At 47.8% G+C, this 23,222-nt stretch carries 19 protein-coding genes; 5 read left to right on the top strand and 14 right to left on the bottom strand.

Features of this window, described 5'->3' with window-relative positions; genetic code table 11:
* Positions 1 to 5: 5 nt before the first annotated feature.
* Positions 6 to 2,288 (bottom strand): formate C-acetyltransferase, encoded by a 2,283-nt coding sequence (pflB, locus tag ACOJUN_RS16795; RefSeq protein ID WP_422133068.1) that lies wholly within the window; start codon positions 2,286 to 2,288, stop codon positions 6 to 8.
* Positions 2,289 to 3,161: 873 nt separating this feature from the next.
* Here pflB and ACOJUN_RS16790 point away from each other — a divergent pair.
* Positions 3,162 to 3,542 (top strand): hypothetical protein, encoded by a 381-nt coding sequence (locus tag ACOJUN_RS16790; protein ID WP_422133067.1) that lies wholly within the window; start codon positions 3,162 to 3,164, stop codon positions 3,540 to 3,542.
* A 156-nt stretch (positions 3,543 to 3,698) separates the two neighbouring features.
* Here the strand turns inward: ACOJUN_RS16790 and ACOJUN_RS16785 are convergent, their stop codons facing one another.
* A complete protein-coding gene (locus tag ACOJUN_RS16785) occupies positions 3,699 to 4,157 on the bottom strand; it encodes a methylglyoxal synthase (protein WP_422133066.1) in 459 nt (152 codons plus the stop codon).
* Positions 4,158 to 4,405: 248 nt separating this feature from the next.
* Between ACOJUN_RS16785 and ACOJUN_RS16780 the strand changes: the two genes are divergently transcribed.
* Positions 4,406 to 5,392, top strand: a complete 987-nt coding sequence (locus tag ACOJUN_RS16780; RefSeq protein ID WP_422133065.1) for a tRNA dihydrouridine synthase — start codon at positions 4,406 to 4,408, stop codon at positions 5,390 to 5,392.
* On the top strand, positions 5,389 to 7,401 hold the full coding sequence (gene mnmC / locus ACOJUN_RS16775; RefSeq protein ID WP_422133064.1) for a bifunctional tRNA (5-methylaminomethyl-2-thiouridine)(34)-methyltransferase MnmD/FAD-dependent 5-carboxymethylaminomethyl-2-thiouridine(34) oxidoreductase MnmC: 2,013 nt from the start codon (positions 5,389 to 5,391) through the stop codon (positions 7,399 to 7,401). The genes ACOJUN_RS16780 and mnmC overlap by 4 nt, the downstream gene beginning before the upstream one ends.
* A 292-nt stretch (positions 7,402 to 7,693) precedes the next feature.
* Here the strand turns inward: mnmC and msrA are convergent, their stop codons facing one another.
* Both msrA and ACOJUN_RS16765 read right to left on the bottom strand, forming a co-directional pair.
* Positions 7,694 to 8,335 carry a peptide-methionine (S)-S-oxide reductase MsrA gene (msrA, locus tag ACOJUN_RS16770; protein ID WP_422133063.1) on the bottom strand — a complete coding sequence of 214 codons (642 nt, stop codon included), beginning with the start codon at positions 8,333 to 8,335 and terminating at the stop codon, positions 7,694 to 7,696.
* Positions 8,336 to 8,609: 274 nt separating this feature from the next.
* Positions 8,610 to 8,813, bottom strand: coding sequence for a hypothetical protein (locus ACOJUN_RS16765; protein WP_422133062.1), 204 nt, complete (start codon positions 8,811 to 8,813; stop codon positions 8,610 to 8,612).
* A 226-nt stretch (positions 8,814 to 9,039) separates the two neighbouring features.
* Here ACOJUN_RS16765 and ACOJUN_RS16760 point away from each other — a divergent pair, with 226 nt between their 5' ends.
* Complete coding sequence (locus tag ACOJUN_RS16760) at positions 9,040 to 10,329, top strand: ankyrin repeat domain-containing protein (protein WP_422133061.1); 1,290 nt, start codon at positions 9,040 to 9,042, stop codon at positions 10,327 to 10,329.
* A gap of 97 nt (positions 10,330 to 10,426) precedes the next feature.
* Here the strand turns inward: ACOJUN_RS16760 and ACOJUN_RS16755 are convergent, their stop codons facing one another.
* Entirely contained in the window at positions 10,427 to 11,230 is an 804-nt protein-coding gene (locus ACOJUN_RS16755) for a M23 family metallopeptidase (protein ID WP_422133060.1), read from the bottom strand.
* 355 nt (positions 11,231 to 11,585) lie between these two features.
* Positions 11,586 to 11,819: a flavodoxin domain-containing protein gene (locus tag ACOJUN_RS16750; protein WP_422133059.1), complete on the bottom strand. Its 234-nt coding sequence runs from the start codon at positions 11,817 to 11,819 to the stop codon at positions 11,586 to 11,588.
* Positions 11,820 to 12,019: 200 nt separating this feature from the next.
* Between ACOJUN_RS16750 and ACOJUN_RS16745 the strand changes: the two genes are divergently transcribed.
* Positions 12,020 to 13,180: a glycosyltransferase family 87 protein gene (locus ACOJUN_RS16745; protein ID WP_422133058.1), complete on the top strand. Its 1,161-nt coding sequence runs from the start codon at positions 12,020 to 12,022 to the stop codon at positions 13,178 to 13,180.
* A gap of 53 nt (positions 13,181 to 13,233) precedes the next feature.
* Here ACOJUN_RS16745 and ACOJUN_RS16740 read toward each other — a convergent pair whose 3' ends face one another.
* The 8 genes from ACOJUN_RS16740 to menC all read right to left on the bottom strand — a co-directional run bounded on the left by ACOJUN_RS16740 (position 13,234) and on the right by menC (position 23,214).
* Positions 13,234 to 14,193 carry an ABC transporter permease gene (locus ACOJUN_RS16740; protein ID WP_422133057.1) on the bottom strand — a complete coding sequence of 320 codons (960 nt, stop codon included), beginning with the start codon at positions 14,191 to 14,193 and terminating at the stop codon, positions 13,234 to 13,236.
* The gene (locus ACOJUN_RS16735; RefSeq protein WP_422133056.1) at positions 14,190 to 15,170 is read right to left on the bottom strand and encodes an ABC transporter permease; all 981 of its coding nucleotides are present in this window, start codon (positions 15,168 to 15,170) and stop codon (positions 14,190 to 14,192) included. Before ACOJUN_RS16735 ends, ACOJUN_RS16740 begins: the two co-directional genes overlap by 4 nt.
* 128 nt (positions 15,171 to 15,298) lie before the next feature.
* Positions 15,299 to 16,858, bottom strand: coding sequence for an ABC transporter substrate-binding protein (locus ACOJUN_RS16730; protein ID WP_422133055.1), 1,560 nt, complete (start codon positions 16,856 to 16,858; stop codon positions 15,299 to 15,301).
* Between the two features lie 134 nt (positions 16,859 to 16,992).
* Positions 16,993 to 18,732: a dipeptide ABC transporter ATP-binding protein gene (locus tag ACOJUN_RS16725; protein WP_422133054.1), complete on the bottom strand. Its 1,740-nt coding sequence runs from the start codon at positions 18,730 to 18,732 to the stop codon at positions 16,993 to 16,995.
* Between the two features lie 542 nt (positions 18,733 to 19,274).
* Complete coding sequence (gene alaE / locus ACOJUN_RS16720; RefSeq protein WP_422133053.1) at positions 19,275 to 19,706, bottom strand: L-alanine exporter AlaE; 432 nt, start codon at positions 19,704 to 19,706, stop codon at positions 19,275 to 19,277.
* Between the two features lie 420 nt (positions 19,707 to 20,126).
* Positions 20,127 to 20,714 (bottom strand): RNA 2',3'-cyclic phosphodiesterase, encoded by a 588-nt coding sequence (gene thpR, locus ACOJUN_RS16715; protein ID WP_422133052.1) that lies wholly within the window; start codon positions 20,712 to 20,714, stop codon positions 20,127 to 20,129.
* 83 nt (positions 20,715 to 20,797) lie between these two features.
* Entirely contained in the window at positions 20,798 to 22,204 is a 1,407-nt protein-coding gene (gene menE / locus ACOJUN_RS16710) for an o-succinylbenzoate--CoA ligase (RefSeq protein WP_422133051.1), read from the bottom strand.
* Entirely contained in the window at positions 22,180 to 23,214 is a 1,035-nt protein-coding gene (gene menC, locus ACOJUN_RS16705; protein WP_422133050.1) for an o-succinylbenzoate synthase, read from the bottom strand. Before menC ends, menE begins: the two co-directional genes overlap by 25 nt.
* Positions 23,215 to 23,222 lie beyond the last annotated feature (8 nt).

Below are 23,222 nucleotides of genomic sequence, written 5' to 3'. Positions count from 1 at the left end.
AAAGTTTACAGGGTTGATGTAAAGGTCCTGGCAATAATATCTCTCTGTTGCTCAGGAGTCAGAGAGTTGAAACGAACAGCATAGCCAGACACGCGAATCGTTAGCGAAGGGTACTTGTCTGGATTGACCACAGCATCCTCCAACATTTCACGATTCAGAACGTTCACATTCAGGTGCTGACCTCCCTCCCGATCAACTTCATGATGGAAATAACCGTCCATCAGACCGACCAGGTTACGACGACGACCGTCTTCATCTTTACCCAGTGCTTTTGGCACTATTGAAAAGGTGTAAGAAATACCGTCTTTAGCATAAGAGAATGGCAGTTTAGCGACGGAACTCAGAGACGCTATCGCACCAGTTGTGTCACGGCCATGCATTGGGTTGGCACCTGGGCCAAAGGGCTGGCCTGCACGACGACCGTCTGGTGTATTACCGGTCTTCTTGCCATACACAACATTGGAAGTAATGGTCAGGATTGACTGGGTTGGAATGGCATTACGATAAGTTTTGTGTGCAGCCACCTTCTTCATGAAGGTTTCTACCAACTCACAGGCAATCGTATCAACATGCTCTTCGTTGTTACCAAACTTGGGATAATCGCCTTCGATCTCGAAGTCTACCGCCAGACCGTCTTCATCACGAACAGGCCTGACCCTGGCATACTTGATCGCAGACAGAGAGTCGGCAGCAACAGACAAACCGGCAATACCTGTGGCCATCGTACGCACAACATCACGGTCATGAAGAGCCATTTGAGAGGCTTCATAGGAATACTTGTCATGCATATAGTGTATGGCATTCAGAGCCGTCACGTACTGGGTTGCCAGCCAATCCATCAGATGATCCATGCTGGCGTAAACAGCGTCATAATCCAGAACGTCGTCGGTAATTGGAGCTACCTTGGGACCAATCTGAACCTTCAGTTTTTCATCCACACCACCATTGATGGCGTACAGCAATGTTTTGGCCAGGTTGGCACGAGCACCAAAAAACTGCATCTGCTTGCCTACAACCATTGGCGATACACAGCAGGCAATGGCGTAATCATCACTGTCCATATCCGGACGCATCAGGTCATCATTCTCGTACTGAATGGAGCTGGTATCAATGGACACCCTGGCACAGAATTCCTTGAAGCCCTGAGGCAAGCCCTCGGACCAGAGCACCGTGATGTTAGGCTCGGGTGATGGGCCCATGGTGTAAAGAGTATGCAAGAAACGGAAGCTGTTTTTGGTAACCAGTGTGCGACCATCAAGGCCCATACCACCAATAGACTCTGTCGCCCAGATTGGATCGCCGGAGAAAAGCTCATCGTACTCTGGCGTACGCAGGAAACGAACCATACGAAGCTTCATTACAAAGTGGTCGATCAATTCCTGGGCATCAACTTCATTGATCCTGCCTGCCTCCAGGTCACGCTGGATATAAACGTCCAGGAAAGTCGCTGTGCGACCCAGAGACATGGCCGCACCATTCTGGGATTTCACCGCCGCAAGATAACCGAAGTAGGTCCACTGAACTGCCTGCTGAGCCGTTACTGCTGGTTGACTGATATCGCAATCATAACTGGCAGCCATCTCTTTTATCTGCATCAAGGCACGGATCTGCTCCATAATTTCTTCACGCAGTTGAATGGTTTGCTCAAGATTCTCTCCCGATTCCAGCACGGAATCCAGTTCTCCATGCTGTACTTTCTTGTCTGCAACCAGACGATCAATACCGTACAGAGCTATACGACGATAATCTCCTATAATTCGTCCACGACCATAGGCATCTGGCAGACCGGTGATAACACCGGACTTGCGACAATTGCGAATAGAAGGCGTGTACACATCAAATACACCGGCATTGTGGGTTTTTCGGTATTCAGTGAAGATCTTTTTCACCATGGGGTCCAGAACCTTCCCGTACACTTCACAGGAAGTTTCCACCATGCGGATACCACCATTGGCAATCATACCCCTCTTCAGAGGCTTGTCAGTCTGCAGACCAACGATCTTCTCCAGACCTTTCTGAATATAACCGGCTTCGTGCGAGGTAATTGTTGAAGGCAGATCATGATCGAAATCGATTGGGGCATGTGTACGGTTTTCTTCCTTGATCCCTTCCATGACATCACCCCAGAGACGCCTGGTAGCTTCAGTGGCGTCGGCGAGGAAATCATCACCCCCTTCATAAGGGGTATAGTTCTTCTGGATGAAATCCCGGACATTGACGTTTTCGGTCCATTCACCCCGGGCAAACCCTGCCCATCCTGCTGGTAGGTCTTTGGCTTGAGTGCTCATTGATAGCAGCTCCTCGTGTTTGAATATCCGTGAAGAACATCCTGTCGCACTTACAGAGCGCATCTTCACAGAAAAAATATCAGTCTGGCCAAACAGAAAGGAAATGCATACCTGTGTCGAGCAATACCAGAAGCCACTCACGATCTCTCGGTATAATGACAACCATCTTACAAAGCAGTGCAGTATGACTGCCCTTCTGTTCGATAAAACTGTCGCTCATTGAGTTACAAAATATATTAACTAATTACTTTCTACTATCGTGTCCAATACCTATCAGGACAGCTATCGAACTTTAACCTCCAAGATAACCATTTACTCGACTTACGACTTACACGACCAACTATACGACTGCAAACAACTTGATGACTGACAAGGTAGCACAACCCTGCATAGAGTAAATCGACCAAAATATAACAACAGAATGCAAAGAAAAACAAAATCACCCACACAAGATTCTTTCAAAATTTATCCATATATAGGCTTTGGAACCATATAATCAAATCAACTTTAAAGCAGTTATTTTTTGGAAATAGCCGTTAATTTGAACCCATTTAATTAATTAGTTATTAACATTTTTTCAAAATGCAAAAATATTATTTAAATAAACAACCTTAAAAACCACCGACTGCTATTCTTCCCTCCTAACATCGACGCGCCATAGTAATGATTCCATATCAACATTGGCCACGAGCATGTCCATAAGTTACTAATGCATCGTTAACAAAACGACCCAACTCTCCGTTCCCGGTTCCTAGGTAATGACTTTTTTATTTAGGTATTGTTACCTATACATGGGTTTGTGGAGTTTTAATATCATCAAGTTATAAATAGACAAATTAATCTTTCCGGGACGAATCTCCTCTGGAGACAGTAATGAGCAAATATATTTACGCCACTGTTTATGAGCAATTTACCGGCTTAAAACCGCCCGAGCCAAAATCGCATAAACCTCGTAGAAGAAGGGGCTATGGTCATCCGTACAGAATGCGCTTAAATATGCAGGAATCGGAAGACAATATTCAGGAGTCAACGTCCGGCGACTGCAATCATATCCGCGATGATGAGCTTGATTTTCAGCAAGAGTCAGGCAGACAACCTTTGAATCAACCGTACCGACATCAAAACTATTCACTCACAACCACGCCTCAAAAACCTGTTGAATGTCAAAGTTTCGTTGAAGAGCAGAAGTCGGCTTGCTCTCCGAAAGTGACCTATAAAAAACGTCGTCACTATGAATCAGCTATTGGCAATTAAAGCTTGGATTCGGCTGGCTTAGTAAAGACTTCCAGCTACCCGGAGTTACATTGCAATCAAATTGCCTGTAATATTTTGCGGGCAATTTTTCTGTTGGCTGTTGTTTCGAATTATTGTTTAGTATCACTCTAAATCTGATAAATTTTCATAAATTCATCAAAAGGGTCTGGACTTCAGATAATGCTCATAATCGGGAATCTTTCTTTCGTGACTCTGACTCATCATTTTTGAAGAAAACATAAACTCAGCAGAGCCCTGATTACAGGCCACTGGAATATTCCAGACTGCTGCAATTCTCAGCAACGCTTTCACATCCGGATCATGGGGTTGCGACTCGAAAGGATCCCAGAAGAACACCAACAGATCCAGTTTACTTTCGGAGATCAATGCACCGATCTGCTGATCGCCTCCCAGCGGACCACTGATGAGCTTCCTGATGGGCAGAGACAGCGTCTTTTCCAGAAGACTGCCGGTTGTGCCCGTAGCAAATAACTGATGATTGATCAGCTCATCACGATGACGCAGGGCCCATTCTACCAGCTCTTCCTTCTTTTTATCGTGAGCTACCAGTGCAATGTTCTTTTTTGCTGGCACGACATGTGTTTTATATTCCATCGAGAATATTCCAACCCTGAAAGAAAGATGACTGAAGTATTTAACTGCTGACACTATTGCTGTCAAACAATATCCTTGCATGTGATCGAAAAAGTCAGGATTAGGGCAAAGAACAGACAGAAATGGAGGGAACAGAGTCTTATAAAAAGACATACGTTATTATTGATCGCCTTCAGAAGATAGCACTTGTAGGTGCAGAAATTTCTGTTAGATTGTCGCGTTTGCCCAGAGCTATACCCTAATCATTCATGAGCACTATAACCCTGGCCCCCATGGAAGGTGTCGTCGACTATCTGCTACGGGAGCTGCTGACCGAGGCCGGTGGCATTGATCTGTGTGTAACAGAATTTATCCGTATCACCGACACCCGGCTGCCGACACAAACGTTTCACCGGATCTGTCCGGAGCTCAGGCACGGCTGTCGTACACGAAGCGGAACACCTGTACACATTCAGTTTCTTGGCAACAATCCGGAAATGATGGCCCACAACGCGGCCAAGGCTGCCCGACTAGGCGCACTAGGGGTCGACATCAACTTCGGCTGTCCTGCCAAAACGGTAAATCGCCACAAGGGTGGCGCAGTTCTTCTGAAGGAACCTGAGCTTATTCATGAGATTGTCGCAAGAGTTCGTAAAGAGGTTCCTGATGAGGTGCCCGTCACTGCCAAAATGAGACTGGGCTATCTGGATGGTGACCTTGCCCTGGACAATGCCCTGGCCATAGAAAGTGCCGGTGCCAACTCTCTGGTGGTTCATGCCAGAACCAAACTTCAGGGTTATAAGCCTCCTGCTCACTGGCAGGAGCTGGTCCAACTACGAGAGGCCCTATCCATTCCCCTGGTAGCCAATGGCGATATTTTTAACGTTGAGGATGCCCAACGGTGTCGGGAAATATCCGGCTGTCAGGACATTATGATTGGCCGGGGTATCCTTCGCGATCCTGATCTGCCTGCTGCCATTGTCGCCAGCCAGCATAGCCAGGATCTTGAAGAACGCTGGACTCGCACTCTTTCACTGATCCAGAGGTTTACCGAAAAAGTGGTTTCTGCCCCTGATAATCCAGAGCAGGAGCACCCTTATTTCATCAACAATCCCAGACGCTATCTGGATGGCAGGCTTAAGCAGTGGTTAAGCATAATGAGTAAAAGCTCTGACAACGCCCGTGAACTGTTTGAAAAAGTGAAGCGGGAAACCTGCCTGCAAACCCTCTCCCATATTATCAGGGAAGCCAAATGAGCCGTAAATCTGATTCTGCAATCCTGCCTGTCACCCATGCAGACCTGGAATGGAAAGAAAACGGTCAGCCTGCATCCACTGCATTTGATGACATTTATTTTTCTACCGCTTCGGGCCTCAGGGAAACCCGGCACGTATTTATTGAGGGCAATGATCTGCCAAAGCGCTTCGCCGCTTTGCACCAGAACAAAAGTTTTACGCTTGGAGAAACCGGTTTTGGGACAGGCCTCAACTTTCTCTGTGCCTGGGCCTGTTTCGATGAAGAAGCGCCTCAGTCGGCAAGACTTCATTTTGTATCAACCGAAAAGTATCCCCTGTCCCGTAAAGATCTTCATAAAGCACTCTCCCTGTGGCCAGAACTGGAAAAGTACACGACACCACTGATTGAATGCTACATGCCCGCCATAGAAGGGCATCAGCATTTCAGCTTTGCTGATGGAAGAGTCAAACTGACACTCTGCATCGGCGATGTGCTAAACACACTGCCTGAGCTGGAAGGTCGGGTTGATGCCTGGTTTCTTGATGGCTTCAGCCCCGCGAAAAACCCTCTGATGTGGCAGCCAGAACTGTTCACAGTTATGGCAGCTAAAAGCCATGCAGGCACCACCTACGCAACCTTTACGGCCGCCAGAGCCGTCAGAGACGGACTCAGTCAGGCGGGCTTCAGTGTCGAAAAAAGCGAGGGCTTCGGGCACAAACGGGATATGATCAAAGGCAGGCTGAAACAAACAGCCAAAGATCAGAAGACCAGGCCGATATGGTTTGTGAATCCCGACCAGCGTAATACTGATGGACCAGTTCAGAGTGCCATCGTCGTTGGCGGAGGACTCGCTGGCTGCAGCACAGCAAGAGCATTGGCTGAAAGAGGATGGCAGGTCACTCTGATCGAGCAACATCAGGCTCTGGCCATGGAAGCATCCGGCAATCCTCAGGGTATTCTTTACACCAAGCTCTCGGCCAGTAAAACGCCTCTCAGTCGATTTATCACCCAGGGCTACCTCTACTCCATTCATTTATTGAACACTTTTGCCAGTGTCCAACCGGAGCTCTGGCAACAATCCGGTGTCGTACAGCTGGCTATCAATGAGAAAGTTCGAAAACGTCAACAAGACCTGGCACAACTCTTTCCCACTGACTTTCTCAGGGCCCTCTCCAGCCAGGAGCTATCCGGGATCGCTGGCCTGCCGCTGGATCATGATGGCCTTTACTTCCCGAGTGCAGGATGGGTAAACCCTGCCCTTTTCTGCCAGACTCTGGCGAACCACGACAATATCAAACTATTTTCTGACAGGAGACTAGAGTCTCTTGAATATGGATCTGATGGCTGGAGTTTAACCCTTCAGGCTGACGGCACTTCCCGGATAATGAAGTCCCGTAATGTCATCATTGCCTGTGCCAGAGCGTCCAGCCAATTGCCCGCCCTGAACTTTATTCCACTAAAGAACATCAGAGGGCAAATCACCGAGATAAGCTGTACTGACGACAGTGCCCTGCTAAAAACAACCGTCTGCGGCGAAGGCTATGCAGCTCCTGCCGTCCATGGTCGTCATACCATTGGAGCCACTTTCGACTTTCACAGTGACTCGGCTGAGGTGTTACAAGAAGATCATGAGAAAAACCTGGCCATGCAAAAGAAATGTGCGCCCGCACTCTTCCGGGCATTGGGAGGAGAACAGGCCAACATTTCAGGAGGCAGAGCCAGCTTTCGTTGCACGACGCCTGATTATATGCCTGCTGTGGGTGGGATTGTTGATCAGGAAGACTTTCTGAATGAGTTTGCCATGCTGCGCAAAAACATGAAGCACCCATTCACTCATCCTCCTGAATACCTGAATGGTCTGTATATCAATGCCGGTCATGGCTCCAGAGGATTGATTACAGCACCTCTGTCGGGAGAATTATTGGCTGCACAGATGAATGGAGAGTGCTCACCTGTCGCTTCTGATCTTCTGGAACATTTGAACCCAACCCGGTTTCTGGTAAGGGCAATGAGTCGAAATCAGATTTAATACCAATCGTGCTTTCTAACTCCCTATTGCACTGAAGATTCGAGCCATTGTTTTAAACAAGTAATATCCGATAGCAAGCATCGGTATAGCGAATCATCAAAAGGACATCTACTCAGGGCGAAGCAACAAAAGCACATCTATCATTCGACCACAGGTGTTAACAACACCTTGAAGTAATCATTCATACAGTTGCGTCCGGACAGCTCTCCCCTCTGTGAGACTGTCCGGTTTTTTTTGCCCAGTAACTTTTGCCTTGTAACTATTCACTACCACAAAGGAAACGCAATTCACTTTATCCATGCAATGAGGGAGGCATGCAGATTCCAGTCCCCCCGATACCACAGTATCCCTGAGGGTTCTTGGCCAGATATTGCTGATGGTAAGGCTCGGCATAGTAAAAGGCCGGAGCATCAACAATTTCCGCAGTAATACTACCTCTACCACTTTCATTCAACGCTGTCTGGTATTGGGCCATGGATTCACGAGCTTTCTCACCCTGCTCATCGGTAGTGGTATAAATCACAGAGCGGTACTGAGTGCCCCGATCATTGCCCTGCCGCATACCCTGGGTAGGATCATGAGACTCCCAAAACAGTTTCAGCAAAGCGTCCAGACTGATAACGCCCGGATCGAAAGCAATCATGACCACCTCCGCATGGCCTGTGCCACCAGTGCACACTTCTTCATAAGTCGGGTTAGGGGTATAACCTCCCGCATACCCTACTGCCGTTGACCAGACACCTTCCTGCTTCCAGAACAGCCTTTCAGCCCCCCAGAAACAGCCCATACCGACATAAATCACCTCCAGAGCACCGGGAAATGGGGGAACAATAGCATGACCATTTACAAAGTGCTCTGCAGGCACTTCAATCGCGCGATCACGCCCTTTCAAAGCGCTTTCCTCACTGGGCAGTTGATGTTTTTCAAACAGCATTCTAATCCCTCCAATTCCTGACAATCATAATGGCTTTATGGAGCCTCAGATCTGAAAATCAATACTGCCGTGGAGCAAAGTTCGCAGAACCAACCTTACTCGAGCACCCTCAGAGCCGGATCAAACTGTACATCGCAGCAGTTCGCCCGCCAGCATGAGCACCTGTCACTCTGCCCACTGCCCCGAAACTGAGCAGACTCATAGACGGGAACTTAAGGTGGAAACGACAGGAATATTATCTCATGGCCGGGGGCTTATTCGCACCTTCCCTTACTCATAGAGGGTGTCGCAAAACTCCAACAGCTCGTTCCCATGCTCTGAGGTCGTCATTCCCGCGAAGGCGGGAATCCAGCGCCAACGGTGGGTCTCTGCCTTCTCGGGGATGACAAGGCCAGGGGAGCACCGGGCAGTACGGTTCTGGTGGTGAGTCAGTGTGGATTCCCGCCTTCGCGGGAATGACGAGAATGACGGGAGTCAACTCGTTCCCACGCTGGAGAGAGTTTTGCGACACCCTCCATACAGAGGGAACTTATTCCAGCACTATTAGTCAAAGTACTTATGACCGGCATTGTCGCTTGTTTTTCACTGAATCAGAAACTTGAAATTTTCGCGGAAAACAAAATGAAAGCACTATTACGTCATACTGTTACCGGGAATAGCAATTTTTGAAGCTTAATCTTAACAACCTGAAAGAGGTAATACTCATGAATTTAACACCTGAAACTCCTGACTGTTTTAATCAGTCTCGAATGAATGAAATGATTTCTCTTCAGGGCGGACTTGTATCAGATGGAACTACTTCCAATGTAACTGCCCAAGAAGATGATAATCCCCTCTGCGGAATATGCCTGCAAAGTTTATTCGGCCAACATACTGTTACGATGCTGCATAAAAATAATCGTTATTACCACTGTTCCGAAAGACCTGGCAGGCATTTCTTCCATAATAAGTGTCTGCGTGATTACCGTTCATCTTCTCCTGTATTGGACATTAGATGTCCTTCCTGTCGCACACCTGCCCCTATTGACCAAGACATCTCTTTCTCGCCCGTTGCCCATGCCGTCGAGGTCGGCCGGGAAGAACAAGCACTCGAACTGATCGCCGATGGTGTCGACCCAAACGTTCTTCATTCAGAGGCGGGCATGGCAGCTATTCATATTGCCGCAAAAAACGGTAACCCGGAATTGATCCGTTCACTGCTAAACTCTGGGGCACATATTAATCTGCAAGATGAAAAAGGGATGACGCCTCTACACCATGCTGTATGTAACAGCAATATTCAGACATTAAAGATAATTCTGGACCTCAAAGCAGATATGAATCTCCAGAACAAAGATGGTGATACAGCTCTTCACATGGCTGCCGAGGATCCTGAAAACCCTGATTTATTTGACACCTTAATCGATAATGGCGCCTCCTTCGATAAAACAGCTACAGATGGCAAAAATGTCATGCACGCAGCTGCACAATCAGGGCATGAGCGGGCACTGAAAAAACTGATAGCCAAACACGCAGATGTTAATGCGGTTGATCTGGATGGATGCACACCTCTTTTCTGTGCAACTTATGATTCTCGCTACTACAATAAGGAAGTTTTGAAGGAAAATGCGCCTGAACTTGCCAGGATACTCCTTTCGGCAGGAGCCAGAATTGACCTTTTTACTAATGCGGGGCATTCCGCTTTTGATGCAATTTCGGACGACCCTCTTTCTCTGGAGTTGCTCAAGGAATTGCTTCCGGCTGGCATGGCTGCCTTTGCCGATGTCAATCTGCCAGTTTGTTCTACTAGAGAAACGCTTCTTTTTTTCGCACTTTTGGCAAAAGATAAAGAAGCGGTTCAAAAACTTATTGCCAGAGGGGCCAAAGCTGATGCCAGCATTCCCGGCTTTGGCACTTTCAGGTTTAAAGCTCTGTTAGAACATCTGGGCGAACAAAAACAGGAATTTATTGAAATTCTTAATCAAGCAGGCAGCACTCAAAGCGAAGACGGCTAATAACAGAGTTTGAAACTATTCATTAGGTATTAGTCAGACTAACCAGGCGACCCTATCAGAAACTCAATAACGCCATGAATCAGAGCATGCAGACCCATCACTGAAGCATCATCAGAGCAGGATCAAGCCGGACATCGAACCAGTTTGCCCGCCAGTCAAGGTGAGCACCTGTCACTCTGCCCGTTGCACCAATAGCACCAATCACATCTCCCCTCTTTACCTTCTGCCCGTCAACCACCTTTAACTGGCTCAGGTGCAGGTAGCTGGTAGTGATGCCGTAACCATGGTCGATAACGATTGTGCCACCGGAAAAGTACAAATCGGACTCGGCCAGCCGGACAATACCATTGGCTGGCGCCATGACCGGAGCCCCCTCGGGACCGGCAATATCGAGTCCAAAATGCGGTCGCCTCGGCTCACCGTTAAACACTCTCTGACTGCCATAGACACCACTGACAGGCCCCTCTGCCGGACGTGTAAAGCCTGCAAAAAAATCTTTCTGGACGGAATCAAACTGTCTGGCTGATTTAACCTGCTGGTTTTCATCGGATATTCGACCCAACACTTTTTCCGCCGGGCTGACGTATTTGCGGGCAATACCATTAATTCGCTGAATTTTATAGTCTCGCTTTGACAACCTGAGTTTCAGTTGCTCTTTTTTACCACCCGGAGCGACCAGCCGTACTGTTTGCAGAAGCCGGGCATCCCGTCCAAACCCGATGATAAATTGGCCCCGTTCCGACACTCTGACGGACCTGTCTTTATAGATGACTTCAGTTCCCGGCTTCACCTGCCCTACATAAAAGCCCCCCTGAATCAGTTTGGACTTAAGGGAAACGACATCCTGGGCCATGGCCAGTGGCAACACCCAAAAGGAAAACAGTAACAGAATTAAACGCATATGGACTCCATGTCTTATAAGCATCACTATTTTATCGCCACCACTTTTCAAACGTTACAGCAAACTGGTAGATTGATATAAGGCTATCCGGCTCAGGAGATCTCATCCAGCCTGCATTACCCGACAAAGTAACTGCAAAACAGGATATGAGATTTTCGATATAAAAAGAATAACAGCAGGTACCCTTCCATGAACATGGATTACATTATTCTGGCTCTGTCGCTTTTTCTCCCCACCGTTTACGGTTTTGCTTTACTAATGTCCCTGGCTTTTGAACCTGAAACCTGATCGTCAGGGTGCTTATGTCCATTTAATTCGCTTGCCAGTTGCTGAACGAGTCGTTCAGCAAACTGTGTTACACGACTCCAGTCTGTAAACTCATGATCTCAAAACGAAAAAAATCAGCATGATGGTGGCCATATCGGATAGAACTGCCAAGCATCAAGGCATCGTACTGCTGCAAACGAATCCCGGTTGTCAGCCCTTCAAGATCAACCAAATCCACGCCGTGACCGGCATGACTCACTATGGAGCGCATCCTTTCGATGATTTTCTGTGTCTGACCTTCCCTGGATGCAAACAGAGTCAAAAAACAGCGGAAAACAAGCCCCTTTCAAATACGCTGCACCCACCAATGGACAGGAAATTTCAGAGAGGAATTCATACAGACCACTGGCAGAAAAGACATTCTCATCGTATGTTGTAATCAGCCTCGGAAAAAACAGATGACTTTCGGCCAATTTGGGAGTTATCCATTTTTTGTCATAACTCAAAAAAGAAAGAGTACTGATGAAGGACATAGCCCTCCTTAAAAATCATCCTGCTGCCCTTTTCGGAATGTTTCTATGGGGGCTGGCCGTGGCCCTGATCTTTGCCAAAGTCGCGCTGGAACCGGGTCAGCACACAGTGCTGGACAGCTACCTGCTGGGCGCTGACCGATGGATCGACCGGGTAAAGCTCTATTCGGGACCGGGAGGATTCATTTATACACCTACTTTTGCCCTAATGTTTGTTCCTGTCACCAAACTGCCTGTTTTTCTCGCTGACCTGCTCTGGCGTTTATTTATCATGGGTCTCTATGCCTGGGCCAGCCTGAGACTGCTGAGACACTTTCAGGAATACTCACAGGAGACACTCTTTAACCGATTTGGATTATTCAGCCTGATTGCCGTTCCCATTGCTTTTTCAGGTTTTCGAAATGGCCAGGTGAATGTGATCCTTATTGCGGCCATGATGCTGGTGATCAGCCAGATCATAGAGAAGCGCTGGAATTCGGCAGCCCTGGTTCTGGCCCTGATCATGAGTCTGAAACCCACCTTTATTGTCTTTTTCCTGCTGGTGACCACTTTGTTCAGACCTTTCTGGCTAAGAGTGCCACTGATGCTGCTGGCATTTCTTGCACTGCCTCTGATATTTGGCGGGCTCGATTACGGACTTGAACAGTACAACAACTTTCTTGAGATGGCCGAGTCTGCAGTTGACCGTGGAGTAACAACACCTAACTGGGCCAGTTTCTTTAACATTCCCATGCAGCTTTTCAACTACTCAGTACCCGAAGCCTTGCAGAACATAATAAAAATCATTCTGGCTGCCACCACCTGGGCCGTTTGTTTTTATGCCATTGTCCGTCATGGCACCAGAAATGGCCTGATCTATTTATTGAGTTTTGCAGCCTGCTATCACGTTATGTTCAACCCCAGAAGCGTCAATACCGATTATATTATTCTTGGTTCCGTTCTGGCCTTCTGGTTTACTGCTGCCGCCTTTCAATGGAGAGATAAAGCACTGACATGGATAATCGGCTTAATCGCCCTGGGTGTACTGTTAGCATTTGATATTTCAAGAACGCTGGTCACAGATACCACCAGCTGGTTCAACCCTTTAATGGCTGCCGTTTTCGCCGGCGTTCTGATCTGGCAATTGAGCAGAAAAAGGGTTTTTGCCCCCTGAGTTCAAAAAAGGAAAAGGCCGCTAAACGGCCTTTTTCCTGAAGAAAATTTGATTTAACCTTTATAAAGTTTGGGATTAAGCACGTCCCTCAGCCAGTCACCCAACAGGTTAATCACCAGAACCAGAGTGACCAGGATCACACCGGGGATGACCGTAATCCACCAGCTGCCAGAAAAAATATACTCAAAGCCGCTGGAGATCAGTGAGCCCAATGAAGGCTCTGACACTGGCATCCCCAGTCCCAGGAAAGAGAGAGCAGCTTCACTGATAATGGCGTTGGCAATCTGAACGGTTGAGATCACCAAAATAGGAGACAGGCAGTTTGGCAGAATATGACGGAACATAATGCGTCCGGAGCCAAAGCCCATGACCCTGGCAGCCTCGACATACTCCTTCTTTTTCTCAGCCAGAACCGACGCACGTATCGTACGTGCGTACTGTGGCCATTCGGCAATACCAATCACCAGAATCAACATCCACATCGCCAGCTTGCTGTATAACTCTGACCCAAAGGATGCCTGGAAAACAGCCAACACGACAATGGCCACCATCATGGTTGAGAAGGACAACTGAATATCCGCCATCCGCATCAGGAAGTTGTCAACCCGCCCCCCGACATAGCCGGCTGTCAAGCCAATCACAATGCCCAGCAGCGCCTGCAGTATCACTGCAAAGAAACCGATGGTAATGGAGATTCTGGCACCATACAGAATGGTACTCAGCATATCCCGGCCCTGAGAGTCTGTTCCCAGAAGGAATCGCTCATCGCCGTCTTCACTCCAGGACGGCGCCATCTCGGAGTCCATAATATCAATGGTCGAAAGATCATAGGGATTCGTCGGAGCGATAACCGGTGCCAGCAGGGCGGCGGCAACCATAACAGCCAATATAAAAGCAGCCACCATGGCCAGACGATCATTGACAAAACTGTACCAGACATTGGACTGACGAATCTTCTGCCAGATAGAAGGCACCTTTTGTGCCTCTGCTTCATTCATGGGCAACTCACTCATTGGCTGCCTCCTGCCAGTTTTACAGTTGGGTTAATAAGGCCATAGATCAGATCGACCAGGGTATTCACCACCACAAAGATGCCGCCAACAACGATCAGATAAGCAACAATCAAGGGTGTATCGACACGGTTTACCGCTTCCAGAAACATGAAGCCCATGCCGGGCCACTGGAAGACGGTCTCCGTCAGAATTGTATAGGCGACCATGGTTCCAATCTGGACCCCCCCTACCGTAATAACAGGCAACATGGTGTTCTTCAAAGCGTGCAGGAAGTAAACACGCGCTTTCTGCAGACCTTTCGCCTTAGCAAACTTCACATACTCACTGTGCAGGGTTTCCACCATCTCGGAACGAATCAAACGAATAAAGAGCGGCAGCATGATGCTGGCCAGAGAAATAGACGGCAGAATCAGATGTAGCCAGCCACTTTTGGTCAGGAAGCCAGTTTCCCAACTGCCGAAAACGTGGGTTAAATCACCCCGTCCATAGGAAGGCAGCCACCCCAGCTCTATGGAAAACAGATAAATACTAAATATAGCGGTCAGGAAAACAGGGACAGAAATACCCAGAATACTGACTCCGAGAATCAATCTGGACAAAAAACTGTTCGGGCGAATAGCACTGTAAACACCTGCGGGAATGGAGATCAAAATAATCAGCAGGGTAGCACTGAATACCAGCTCAAGCGTCGCTGGTAACTTATTCATAATGACTTCCAGGGCGGGCTCTTTAAAGAAGTAAGAGGTTCCCAGGTCTCCCTGAACGGCTTTGGACATAAAGCGCCCATATTGCACCAGGAATGGATCGTTCAGGCCCAGCTCATCACGCAGCACCTCTCTTTCAGCTTCTGATACGGACTGGCCCACCATCTCCCTGAGAGGATCACCCAGATTATCCTGGATGGAAAAACTGATCAGGCTGATGACAAACATCACCACCAGACCCTGCATCAGTCTCCTGAATAAAAATAACAACATAAAAAATCCTGCAGCGTTTTATACTCGCGAAAATGCCGCTCTACTCAGATGACGACACAGACTGACCAGAGAAAATTATCGATCAGAAAAAATAAAAAAAGGGCCAGCATAAACCGGCCCTGTGGGGATTACTTCTCACTAACGACCAGGTCAGCCAGGTATGGGAAGTTCATGATGTTCACCACTTCTTCGGCTTTCACACCTTTACGGGCACCCCAGGCCAGGTTCTCCCAGTGCAGAGGAACGTAAGCCGCTTCCTGATAAAGCTCCTTCTCAACTTCCTGCAGCAGTTTGGCGCGCTTGTCCAGGTTTGTTTCAGTCCCTGCCGCTTTAACCAGCTTATCGATGGACTCGTTGCAGTAGTTACCACTGTTGTACTGACCCCAGCCTGTAGTGTCATCCTTGCAGGCAGTCGTATATTCAGTCATGTTGGCTGAATCTTCGGTATCAGAGTGCCAGCCGATCATCATGATGTCAGCGGCACGCTCATCAAATTCTGGCCAGTACTGCGCCTTGGGCATGGTTTTCAGGTCAACCTTGATGTTAATACGCTCCAACATGCTGGCCACGGTCTGGGCAATCTTGGCATCGTTGATGTAACGGTTATTTGGCGCCATCATGGTGACAGAGAAGCCATCTTCATAGCCTGCTTCTTTCATCAGTTGTTTGGCTTTCTTCAGGTCATAACGTGGTGCCAGCTCATCAACATAGCCAACGTAACCTTCAGGTCCCTGCTGACCGGCAGCCTCGCCAAAGCCCTTCATAATCTTTTTAACAATGCCTTCGTTGTTGACAGCATAAACGATGGCCTGACGAACTCGCTTATCCTTGAATGCTTCAACACGATCCTGGTTCAGCTGGAAAGAGATCAGACGGGAACCGGTCAGAGTGATCAATTCAGCATCGTCTGAACGCTTGATACGCTCATGATCATTAGGTGGTACCGGATAGATAAAGTCCACACCACCGGACAGCAGAGCAGCAACACGTGTCGCATTTTCCTTGATCGGCGTCAGTGTAATCTTGTCCACGTTACCCGGAGACTGTTTGTCCCAATAGCCATCAAAACGCTCATATTCAAGCTTCACGCCCTGCTGACGCTCACTGACGACGTAAGGTCCGGTACCGGAAATGTGACGGGAAGCGAAGCTATCACCGTGCTTGACAATCAGCCCCTTATCACGGCCTTTATCATCTTTACCGCTATAGAACTGGCTGTCCATCGGGAAGATGTAAGTGGCAGAGTTCAGAACCAGTGGATAAGGCTTCCTGGTGACCAGATCAAAGGTGTAGTCGTCGATCACTTTCAGCTCGGCGAAAGGAGCGAAAATGGCTTTGTAGTCCGCACTGTCGACCATACGATCGTAGGTCCACTTGACGTCCCTGGCTGTCAATGTGTTGCCAGAATGGAACTTAACCCCCTTTCTCAGGGTAAAGCGCATGGTCAGGTCATCAATACGCTCCCACTTCTCAGCCAGACGAGGCTCAAAGCTCAAGTCCTGATTCCAGCGAATCAGTGGATCAAAGGACATATGTGCCATCTGCAGGGTACCGCCCGACAGCTGCTCATAAGGGTCCAGAGATACAGGGTCAGCGTCGTAAGCAACCTTCAACGAAGCGGCCTGTACACTCATGGCCAATGTAGAAGCCAGAGCAACTCCAGCCAGTGACTTGATCATTTTTTTCATTATTTTACCCTCTGGGCAGGTCAACAAACGTTTTTATACTTTTGTATGAAACAACTTTTTCTGGAACAAAAAATAAAACTGATTCTGCGCTCATGGCAAAGAACACGGGCTTTAACGCGCTGGCCAATCAGACATCACGCCAGTGCAACGGGTGCCTGTTGTAATTCCTTCAGACCCCGATGGGAGAGATGATCCATTTTCGGCATCAAATCAATCAGATTCCGGGTATATTCGTGCTCGGGCGATTTGAACAGCTTTTCGGTCTCATCCACTTCCACCAGCGTTCCATGCTTCATAACCCCAACCCGGTCGCACATCTGGCGGATCACCGTCAGATCGTGACTGATGAACAGCATGGTCAGGCCCAGCTCTTCCTGCAGATCTTTCAGCAAATTGAGAATCTGCGCCTGAACCGATACATCCAGCGCAGATGTAGGTTCATCACAAATCAGGAAGCGGGGACGGGTCGCCAATGCTCTGGCAATGGAAATACGCTGGCGCTGACCACCGGAAAACTCATGAGGAAACTTGATTCCGGCTCTACTGCCCAGGCCAACATGGTCCAGCAAGTCAGCAGTGATCTGTCGAATCTGCTGCTCAGACTGAGCCAGGCCATGAAAACGAATGGGCTCGGCAATAATATCGTTAACATTCATACGGGCATTCAGACTGGAATAGGGATTCTGGAATACCATCTGAATCTGTCGTCTTAAAGGCTTACGGGCCTTTTCGTTCAGCCGGGTAATATCATTACCTGCGAAAAAGACCTGCCCGGAGTCAGGTTGATAAAGACCCGCAATCACACGGGCAATGGTTGACTTGCCCGAGCCCGATTCACCCACCAGACCAAAGGTTTCACCGTCACGCACTTTGAATGAAACATTATTGGATGCTGTCACATAACGACGGTTCTTTTTCAAGAAAGCTGACTGGGTTTCAAATTTGAGCATGACATTTTCAACGCTCAGAAGATTCTCATCTTTTACAGAGCCAAAGGATTCACGCTGACCCAGCCAGTGATTTTTGACATCAATGCTGCGGCTTTCGACTTTCTCAATGTATTCAACCCGCGGAAAACGATGCAGTTTGACATCGGTTCTTGGCACAGCACTGATCAGACTCTGTGTATAGGGGTGTTCAGGATTTTTCAGAATCTTGCCAGGTTCACCAATCTCTACCAGTTCTCCCATATACATTACGGCAACGCGGTCTGTAACGTTTGCAATGACACCCATATCATGGGTTACCAATACACATCCGACTTCCCGCTCTTTACAGAGTTCACGAATCAAATCAAGAATCTGGTTTTGAATGGAAACATCCAGGGCAGTAGTGGGTTCATCAGCAATAATCAATTCGGGCTCGCCGGCCAAAGCAATTGCAATAACTACCCGTTGACGCATACCACCGGAAAATTGATGGGGATATTGTTTGATTCTGATTTCCGGCTCGGGAATACCCACGGCCTTCAGCAAATCGATTGCTTTAATGAAAGCTTCAGCCGGATTTAATCCGAGATTTTCGATAATGGTTTCGACTAACTGGGTTTCAATCGTCAGAAGCGGGTTTAATGAAGTCATTGGATCTTGAAAAATAAATCCAATTCTTTTGCCACGCACTTTACGAATGGCTTCACCAGAGAGACCTGAAATGATTTCACCATTCAACCTGATTTCACCACCCGCGACGCGACCGGGAGCACTGAGCAAATCAATAATGGCATTACCAACCGTGGACTTACCGGCTCCAGACTCCCCCACGAGGCCCAGAATCTCACCTTTGGCAACTGTAAAAGACATTCCCTTTACAGCCACTGCAACACCGTGACGTGAAGGAAATTCAATACGCAGGTCATTGACCTCCAATAAGGACATGCTCCCCCCCTCAAATTCAATGTGAAAACACAGTCGCTTCTTGATAACCGTTCCGATAAACGAAAAACTTTTAAAAGCTATTGTCCTGCTAATCGTTTATCAGCGGATTCTTTTATTGATGACTGTTTTTTCATCTAATTCTTATTCGTGCTTTGCCAATCCTTTCACTCTTGAATTAAACGGACTTACGGCCATAGAAACAAGAAAGATCCAATCAAAGCTTCGCGACCTGAAAGGTGCACATTCGCCTTTTGGCAAACACTCTATTTATACAGTCGCGCAACGACCAAGGCGGAAATTGTGCGAATCCGGGGTCCACCGGACGACGCTGCAATTGTATAATAAAGAGGCAACCGAGACTGTCCAACTCCGCTATTGGCGGAGTTAAAACAGGCAAACCCATACAACACATTCGGGTAAACTGGAGGGGACTATAACCAGATAGTTAGAAAATAGGAAGCCTCATTAATTAATGACAGCTATTAAAACGGCATAATTTCGGTGATTACTTATATAGCTAAGTACTAATATGAAAAATATTATTAAGCGGTTCTCATACCCCCTGATACAAATCTGTTACGACAAATCTGCATGTAAACACCGTAAGGACGAGCCATCAGCATTAAAGCACCGGTCTGACCCAGACAGGCAGTAATAATCTGTTCCATTGTTGCACCTGTGGCAGCAACCAGAACAACATAAACCGGAATCTGGAAAGAGACAAACGCCACTATATCAAGAACAGTATCTCCAACTTTTCTTGATTTGAAGATATGGCTGTAACTCATTATCCAGTCACGATAGATTCCGTAAGGACGGGCAACCAGCATATTAACCGGAATACTCATCAAACGAGACTGCAGGGATTGTTCAATAGTCAGCCCGGCCACCAGAATCTCAACCAGTAATCCAACAACCAATCCAAAACTGATCAGGGCAAATGTATCTGCCAGTGTTTCGCGTTTAATTGACATATCACTCCCCCTGAATGCAGACAATAGAAAACCTCTGACGTAAGTCACATCAGAAAAAGTCTGAAAAAAATTAATAGGTTGTCAGACACAGGCCGCTTGGTTTCGAGCGGTTAAGACACCTGTTTGACGCGGCATAATTTATACCTGACAAGAACAATTTACAACAGTGAAAAACTTTGTTTTATTATATAAAAACAAGATATATTTTGGTTAATAAATCATTTAACAAAATAATAAGCCAACCTGGCCCATCAGAACCAAAAGTCTTACTAACGAAAAAATTAACTTCTTAATCGAATTTCAAATTTCTGGTGAGTTTTTAATCAAGGCATACAGCGAGACTGGACCAGATAGCAAAAAACCCCACCTTTCAACGAAAGTGCAGGGTTTCAATTTCCTTTGGACTTGTGGAGTTCAGTGTCAGGCTGACTTAGCCAGGGGCAATAGAGGGAATTCTTTCAGTACCGAGTATTGAGTACCTTCAGCCGTGGTTTCGCTCTTCATCAATACCGCTTCATTAACCGTCATGCGGTAACTGGGCATATTGAAAAAATGGCTGTGAGTCACATGATGATGCTGCTTGAAACGAGCCAGTGTGACATGGGGTCGGAAGTTGCGCATTTCACGACGCATTCCGCACATAAGAGCGCCTTCTTCGCAAATTCGGGACAACGCATTCAACTGCTGGCCTGAATGTATATTCAAGGCCAGTGCCCGGGGTCTGTGTGCATCAGGGAAAAATTCGAAACACCCGGTCATACAGTCGAATCCGTGCACATTTGCCAGGGCATCTTCGATATAACTGGAAAACTGCTCAAGACTCTGTTCGCCACATTCACCCAGAAAGCGCAGTGTTATGTGCTGCTGCTGAGGCACCATCCAGCGAAGTTTGTGCTGAAGCACATCACCGGCGCGGTGGCGCGCTTTTTTGTGCAGTATCGCTGCAAGCTCCAGCGGAATCCTGACAGCGATGAATGCACGGATGTTTTTTTGATCTTTTGTTTTCATCAGACACTTCAATTATCACCGCTATTTGCCAGCATTATGCCTTGGTCCGGGTCAGATAGCGACGATAATCAGTTAAAATACGATTAAGGATTTGCTAGCCTGTCAGCTAATGCTTTCAGGGTTTGACGATTGGGCTTGAGACCGGTGGGTATCTGCTCAGCCGGGAGCAAGCGAATCATATCAGGAATCTTGAATCGGCTAATGATGCCTGCAAGCTTTTGTTTTGTAAATACCTCATTCAGAGAGCCCGACTCGGTTTGCACAAATGCAAAAGGCCTCTGCCCATAATCATCATCGCTTACAGACACCACAACCGCCATAATGATGTCGTCAATGCTGAGCAAGGCCTTTTCAATTTCCTCCGGATGGATGTTCTCCCCGCCAGAAATCAACATATTATCTATACGACCAATAACCATTATTTGATCACCGGAATAGCGACCAATGTCGCCTGTGTGATACCAACCTCGCTCATCGACAATCGGAATAATTCTGCCGTCGTCAAAATAGCCCGCAGATAAGGTTTTGCCTCTGACCAGAATCTCTCCGGAAGCAACGATTTGCAGCTCCCGATAAGGTAGAGGCTCACCTGAGGTTACTCCCGAGCGGGTAAATTTCGGGGTTCCGGTACAAACCTGGGCACTCATCTCTGTCATACCATAAGTGGTTAGAATATTAATACCTTTCTCCTGAACCTGAGATACCAGTTCAGGAGACGCAAACCCTCCACCCAAAAGAATGTATTTCAGCTTACTGTTATCCAGCAGATCGGCTCCTCTTACCAACAGTCTGCGCAACTGGGTATTGACCAGAGATACATGGGTGATTCTGTATTCCAACAGCAATTGCTCTAATGACATTTTTTGCGTATCTATCACTATCTCGGCACCTGCGAGCAGGCAACGAACCACAATGCCAAAGCCGCCAACATGGAACAGTGGCAGAGACAACAGCCAGCCGTCATACTCTGTCAGAGGCGTACAGGATTGAGAGCCTTTGGCACTGTAAACATGATTGGAGAAAGTATGACTGACGGCTTTGGGCACACCGGTAGTGCCTGACGTAGCAATCAGATCAAACAGAGCTTCTGGCTCGATGACTAAACGGGAATCCGCTGCTTCAGGCTGGTCAGAGAAGCTGGGCCATTCCAGGCCCGTTATTGCTCCAAACCCTTCATGAAGGGTCCACTGGGCACCGATCTTCTGGCAATACTGCCTCTTCTGCACGTCCGGCATTTGCGGATTGACCGGGCAAAAGACCCACCGGCCTCTCAGGCAGGCTATGATCATTATGACCGCATCCCATGCACTGGTTATCGGTACCAGAATCCGATCGCCTCTCCTGACACCCTGACTATAAAATGCATCAAGGAGTGTTTCCGCCTTTGCGTCCAGCTCAGCCCGGGATACAGGCTGACCATTCACTCTGGCAGTGACCCTTTGAGGATCTTTGAGTGTCCAGTCTCTCAGAGGGCAGAACGATAACTCCATACTTTCTCCATGGCATTGAGTAAATCTAAAGACATTCGTCGACCGTACTCAGGCAACCGGCAAAATCCGGGGTTCTGAAAAGCAGAGAGCGTATCAAGGCCAGGACTTTCCATCGGGTCACACTGCAGGCTGAGTTGCTCGATCAGACTCAACCCCAAAGTACTTTCGAAGGATGAGCTGAAAACGACTCTGGCCTTTTTTTCCCTGGCCCAGTCAGCCAGAGTCAAACATCTGGACACACCACCCACCAGGGTTGGTTTTAATACGACAGCCCTGAGTCCGTCTTCAGCTCTGAGTCTATTCATTTCCGGCAGCATCGTGCCGAGTGCCGACTCCTGCAATGTTTCGTCCAGCGCGTACCCGACACCGGTTTTTCGGAATAATTGCGGAAATTCTTCATAATACTGTGTAGGTTCTTCGATGTAGCTGACTCTGCTGGCTGGCACCTGCCCGGCAAACTCTAAAGCCTCATCGAAAGACCACCGTTGATTCGCATCCAACCTCAGTTTTACATCGTCCGGAATTCGATCAAGAATTTGATTAACCGCATCAACATCCTGCCCAATGCTATTGCGCCCGACCTTTAACTTGAACTCATCGGGCCAGTTCCCGGACCAGTCATCCAGACGTTTGAGCGTCAATGCATCGGCTCCCATAAGCAAGGGTGATTCAGAGACCCTCTCTTGACTCCAATGCTCTTTGCCGAGACTGAACTGAATGCTCTCGATGGCAAAAGCAACCGACGGATATAGAAGACTCTGATCAATCACCCCCCGGGAACAATAGTATTCTGCCGCTTCTTTCAGCTGCTCCTGAGCTTCAAAGACAGTTTCCCGGCTAAAACCTGGTAGTGGCGAAGCTTCGCCGTAATGCACCTGCCCATTCTGATCGACCATCTCAAGAATGAGACCTTCACGGATTGTCAGTGTCATCGTTTTTAACGAAAGAGGCTTGCTCAGGGGTTGTCGATATCGATATAGGTTGCAGGACTGAAAGAGAGCAGATGTCATAATGTACT

It is taken from the genome of Endozoicomonas sp. ALD040 (genome assembly GCF_049275945.1).
GTDB lineage: Bacteria > Pseudomonadota > Gammaproteobacteria > Pseudomonadales > Endozoicomonadaceae > Endozoicomonas_A.
This window is presented reverse-complemented; position numbering and strand designations above follow the sequence as displayed.

What these genes read in the sequence shown, in the direction of transcription:
- pflB (WP_422133068.1), bottom strand. Translation starts at nt 2,288, where the DNA reads ATGAGCACTCAAGCCAAAGACCTACCAGCAGGATGGGCAGGGTTTGCC.
- ACOJUN_RS16790 (WP_422133067.1), top strand. Translation starts at nt 3,162, where the DNA reads ATGAGCAAATATATTTACGCCACTGTTTATGAGCAATTTACCGGCTTA.
- ACOJUN_RS16785 (WP_422133066.1), bottom strand. Translation starts at nt 4,157, where the DNA reads ATGGAATATAAAACACATGTCGTGCCAGCAAAAAAGAACATTGCACTG.
- ACOJUN_RS16780 (WP_422133065.1), top strand. Translation starts at nt 4,406, where the DNA reads ATGAGCACTATAACCCTGGCCCCCATGGAAGGTGTCGTCGACTATCTG.
- mnmC (WP_422133064.1), top strand. Translation starts at nt 5,389, where the DNA reads ATGAGCCGTAAATCTGATTCTGCAATCCTGCCTGTCACCCATGCAGAC.
- msrA (WP_422133063.1), bottom strand. Translation starts at nt 8,335, where the DNA reads ATGCTGTTTGAAAAACATCAACTGCCCAGTGAGGAAAGCGCTTTGAAA.
- ACOJUN_RS16760 (WP_422133061.1), top strand. Translation starts at nt 9,040, where the DNA reads ATGAATTTAACACCTGAAACTCCTGACTGTTTTAATCAGTCTCGAATG.
- ACOJUN_RS16755 (WP_422133060.1), bottom strand. Translation starts at nt 11,230, where the DNA reads ATGCGTTTAATTCTGTTACTGTTTTCCTTTTGGGTGTTGCCACTGGCC.
- ACOJUN_RS16745 (WP_422133058.1), top strand. Translation starts at nt 12,020, where the DNA reads ATGAAGGACATAGCCCTCCTTAAAAATCATCCTGCTGCCCTTTTCGGA.
- ACOJUN_RS16740 (WP_422133057.1), bottom strand. Translation starts at nt 14,193, where the DNA reads ATGAGTGAGTTGCCCATGAATGAAGCAGAGGCACAAAAGGTGCCTTCT.
- ACOJUN_RS16735 (WP_422133056.1), bottom strand. Translation starts at nt 15,170, where the DNA reads ATGTTGTTATTTTTATTCAGGAGACTGATGCAGGGTCTGGTGGTGATG.
- ACOJUN_RS16730 (WP_422133055.1), bottom strand. Translation starts at nt 16,858, where the DNA reads ATGAAAAAAATGATCAAGTCACTGGCTGGAGTTGCTCTGGCTTCTACA.
- ACOJUN_RS16725 (WP_422133054.1), bottom strand. Translation starts at nt 18,732, where the DNA reads ATGTCCTTATTGGAGGTCAATGACCTGCGTATTGAATTTCCTTCACGT.
- alaE (WP_422133053.1), bottom strand. Translation starts at nt 19,706, where the DNA reads ATGTCAATTAAACGCGAAACACTGGCAGATACATTTGCCCTGATCAGT.
- thpR (WP_422133052.1), bottom strand. Translation starts at nt 20,714, where the DNA reads ATGAAAACAAAAGATCAAAAAAACATCCGTGCATTCATCGCTGTCAGG.
- menE (WP_422133051.1), bottom strand. Translation starts at nt 22,204, where the DNA reads ATGGAGTTATCGTTCTGCCCTCTGAGAGACTGGACACTCAAAGATCCT.
- menC (WP_422133050.1), bottom strand. Translation starts at nt 23,214, where the DNA reads ATGACATCTGCTCTCTTTCAGTCCTGCAACCTATATCGATATCGACAA.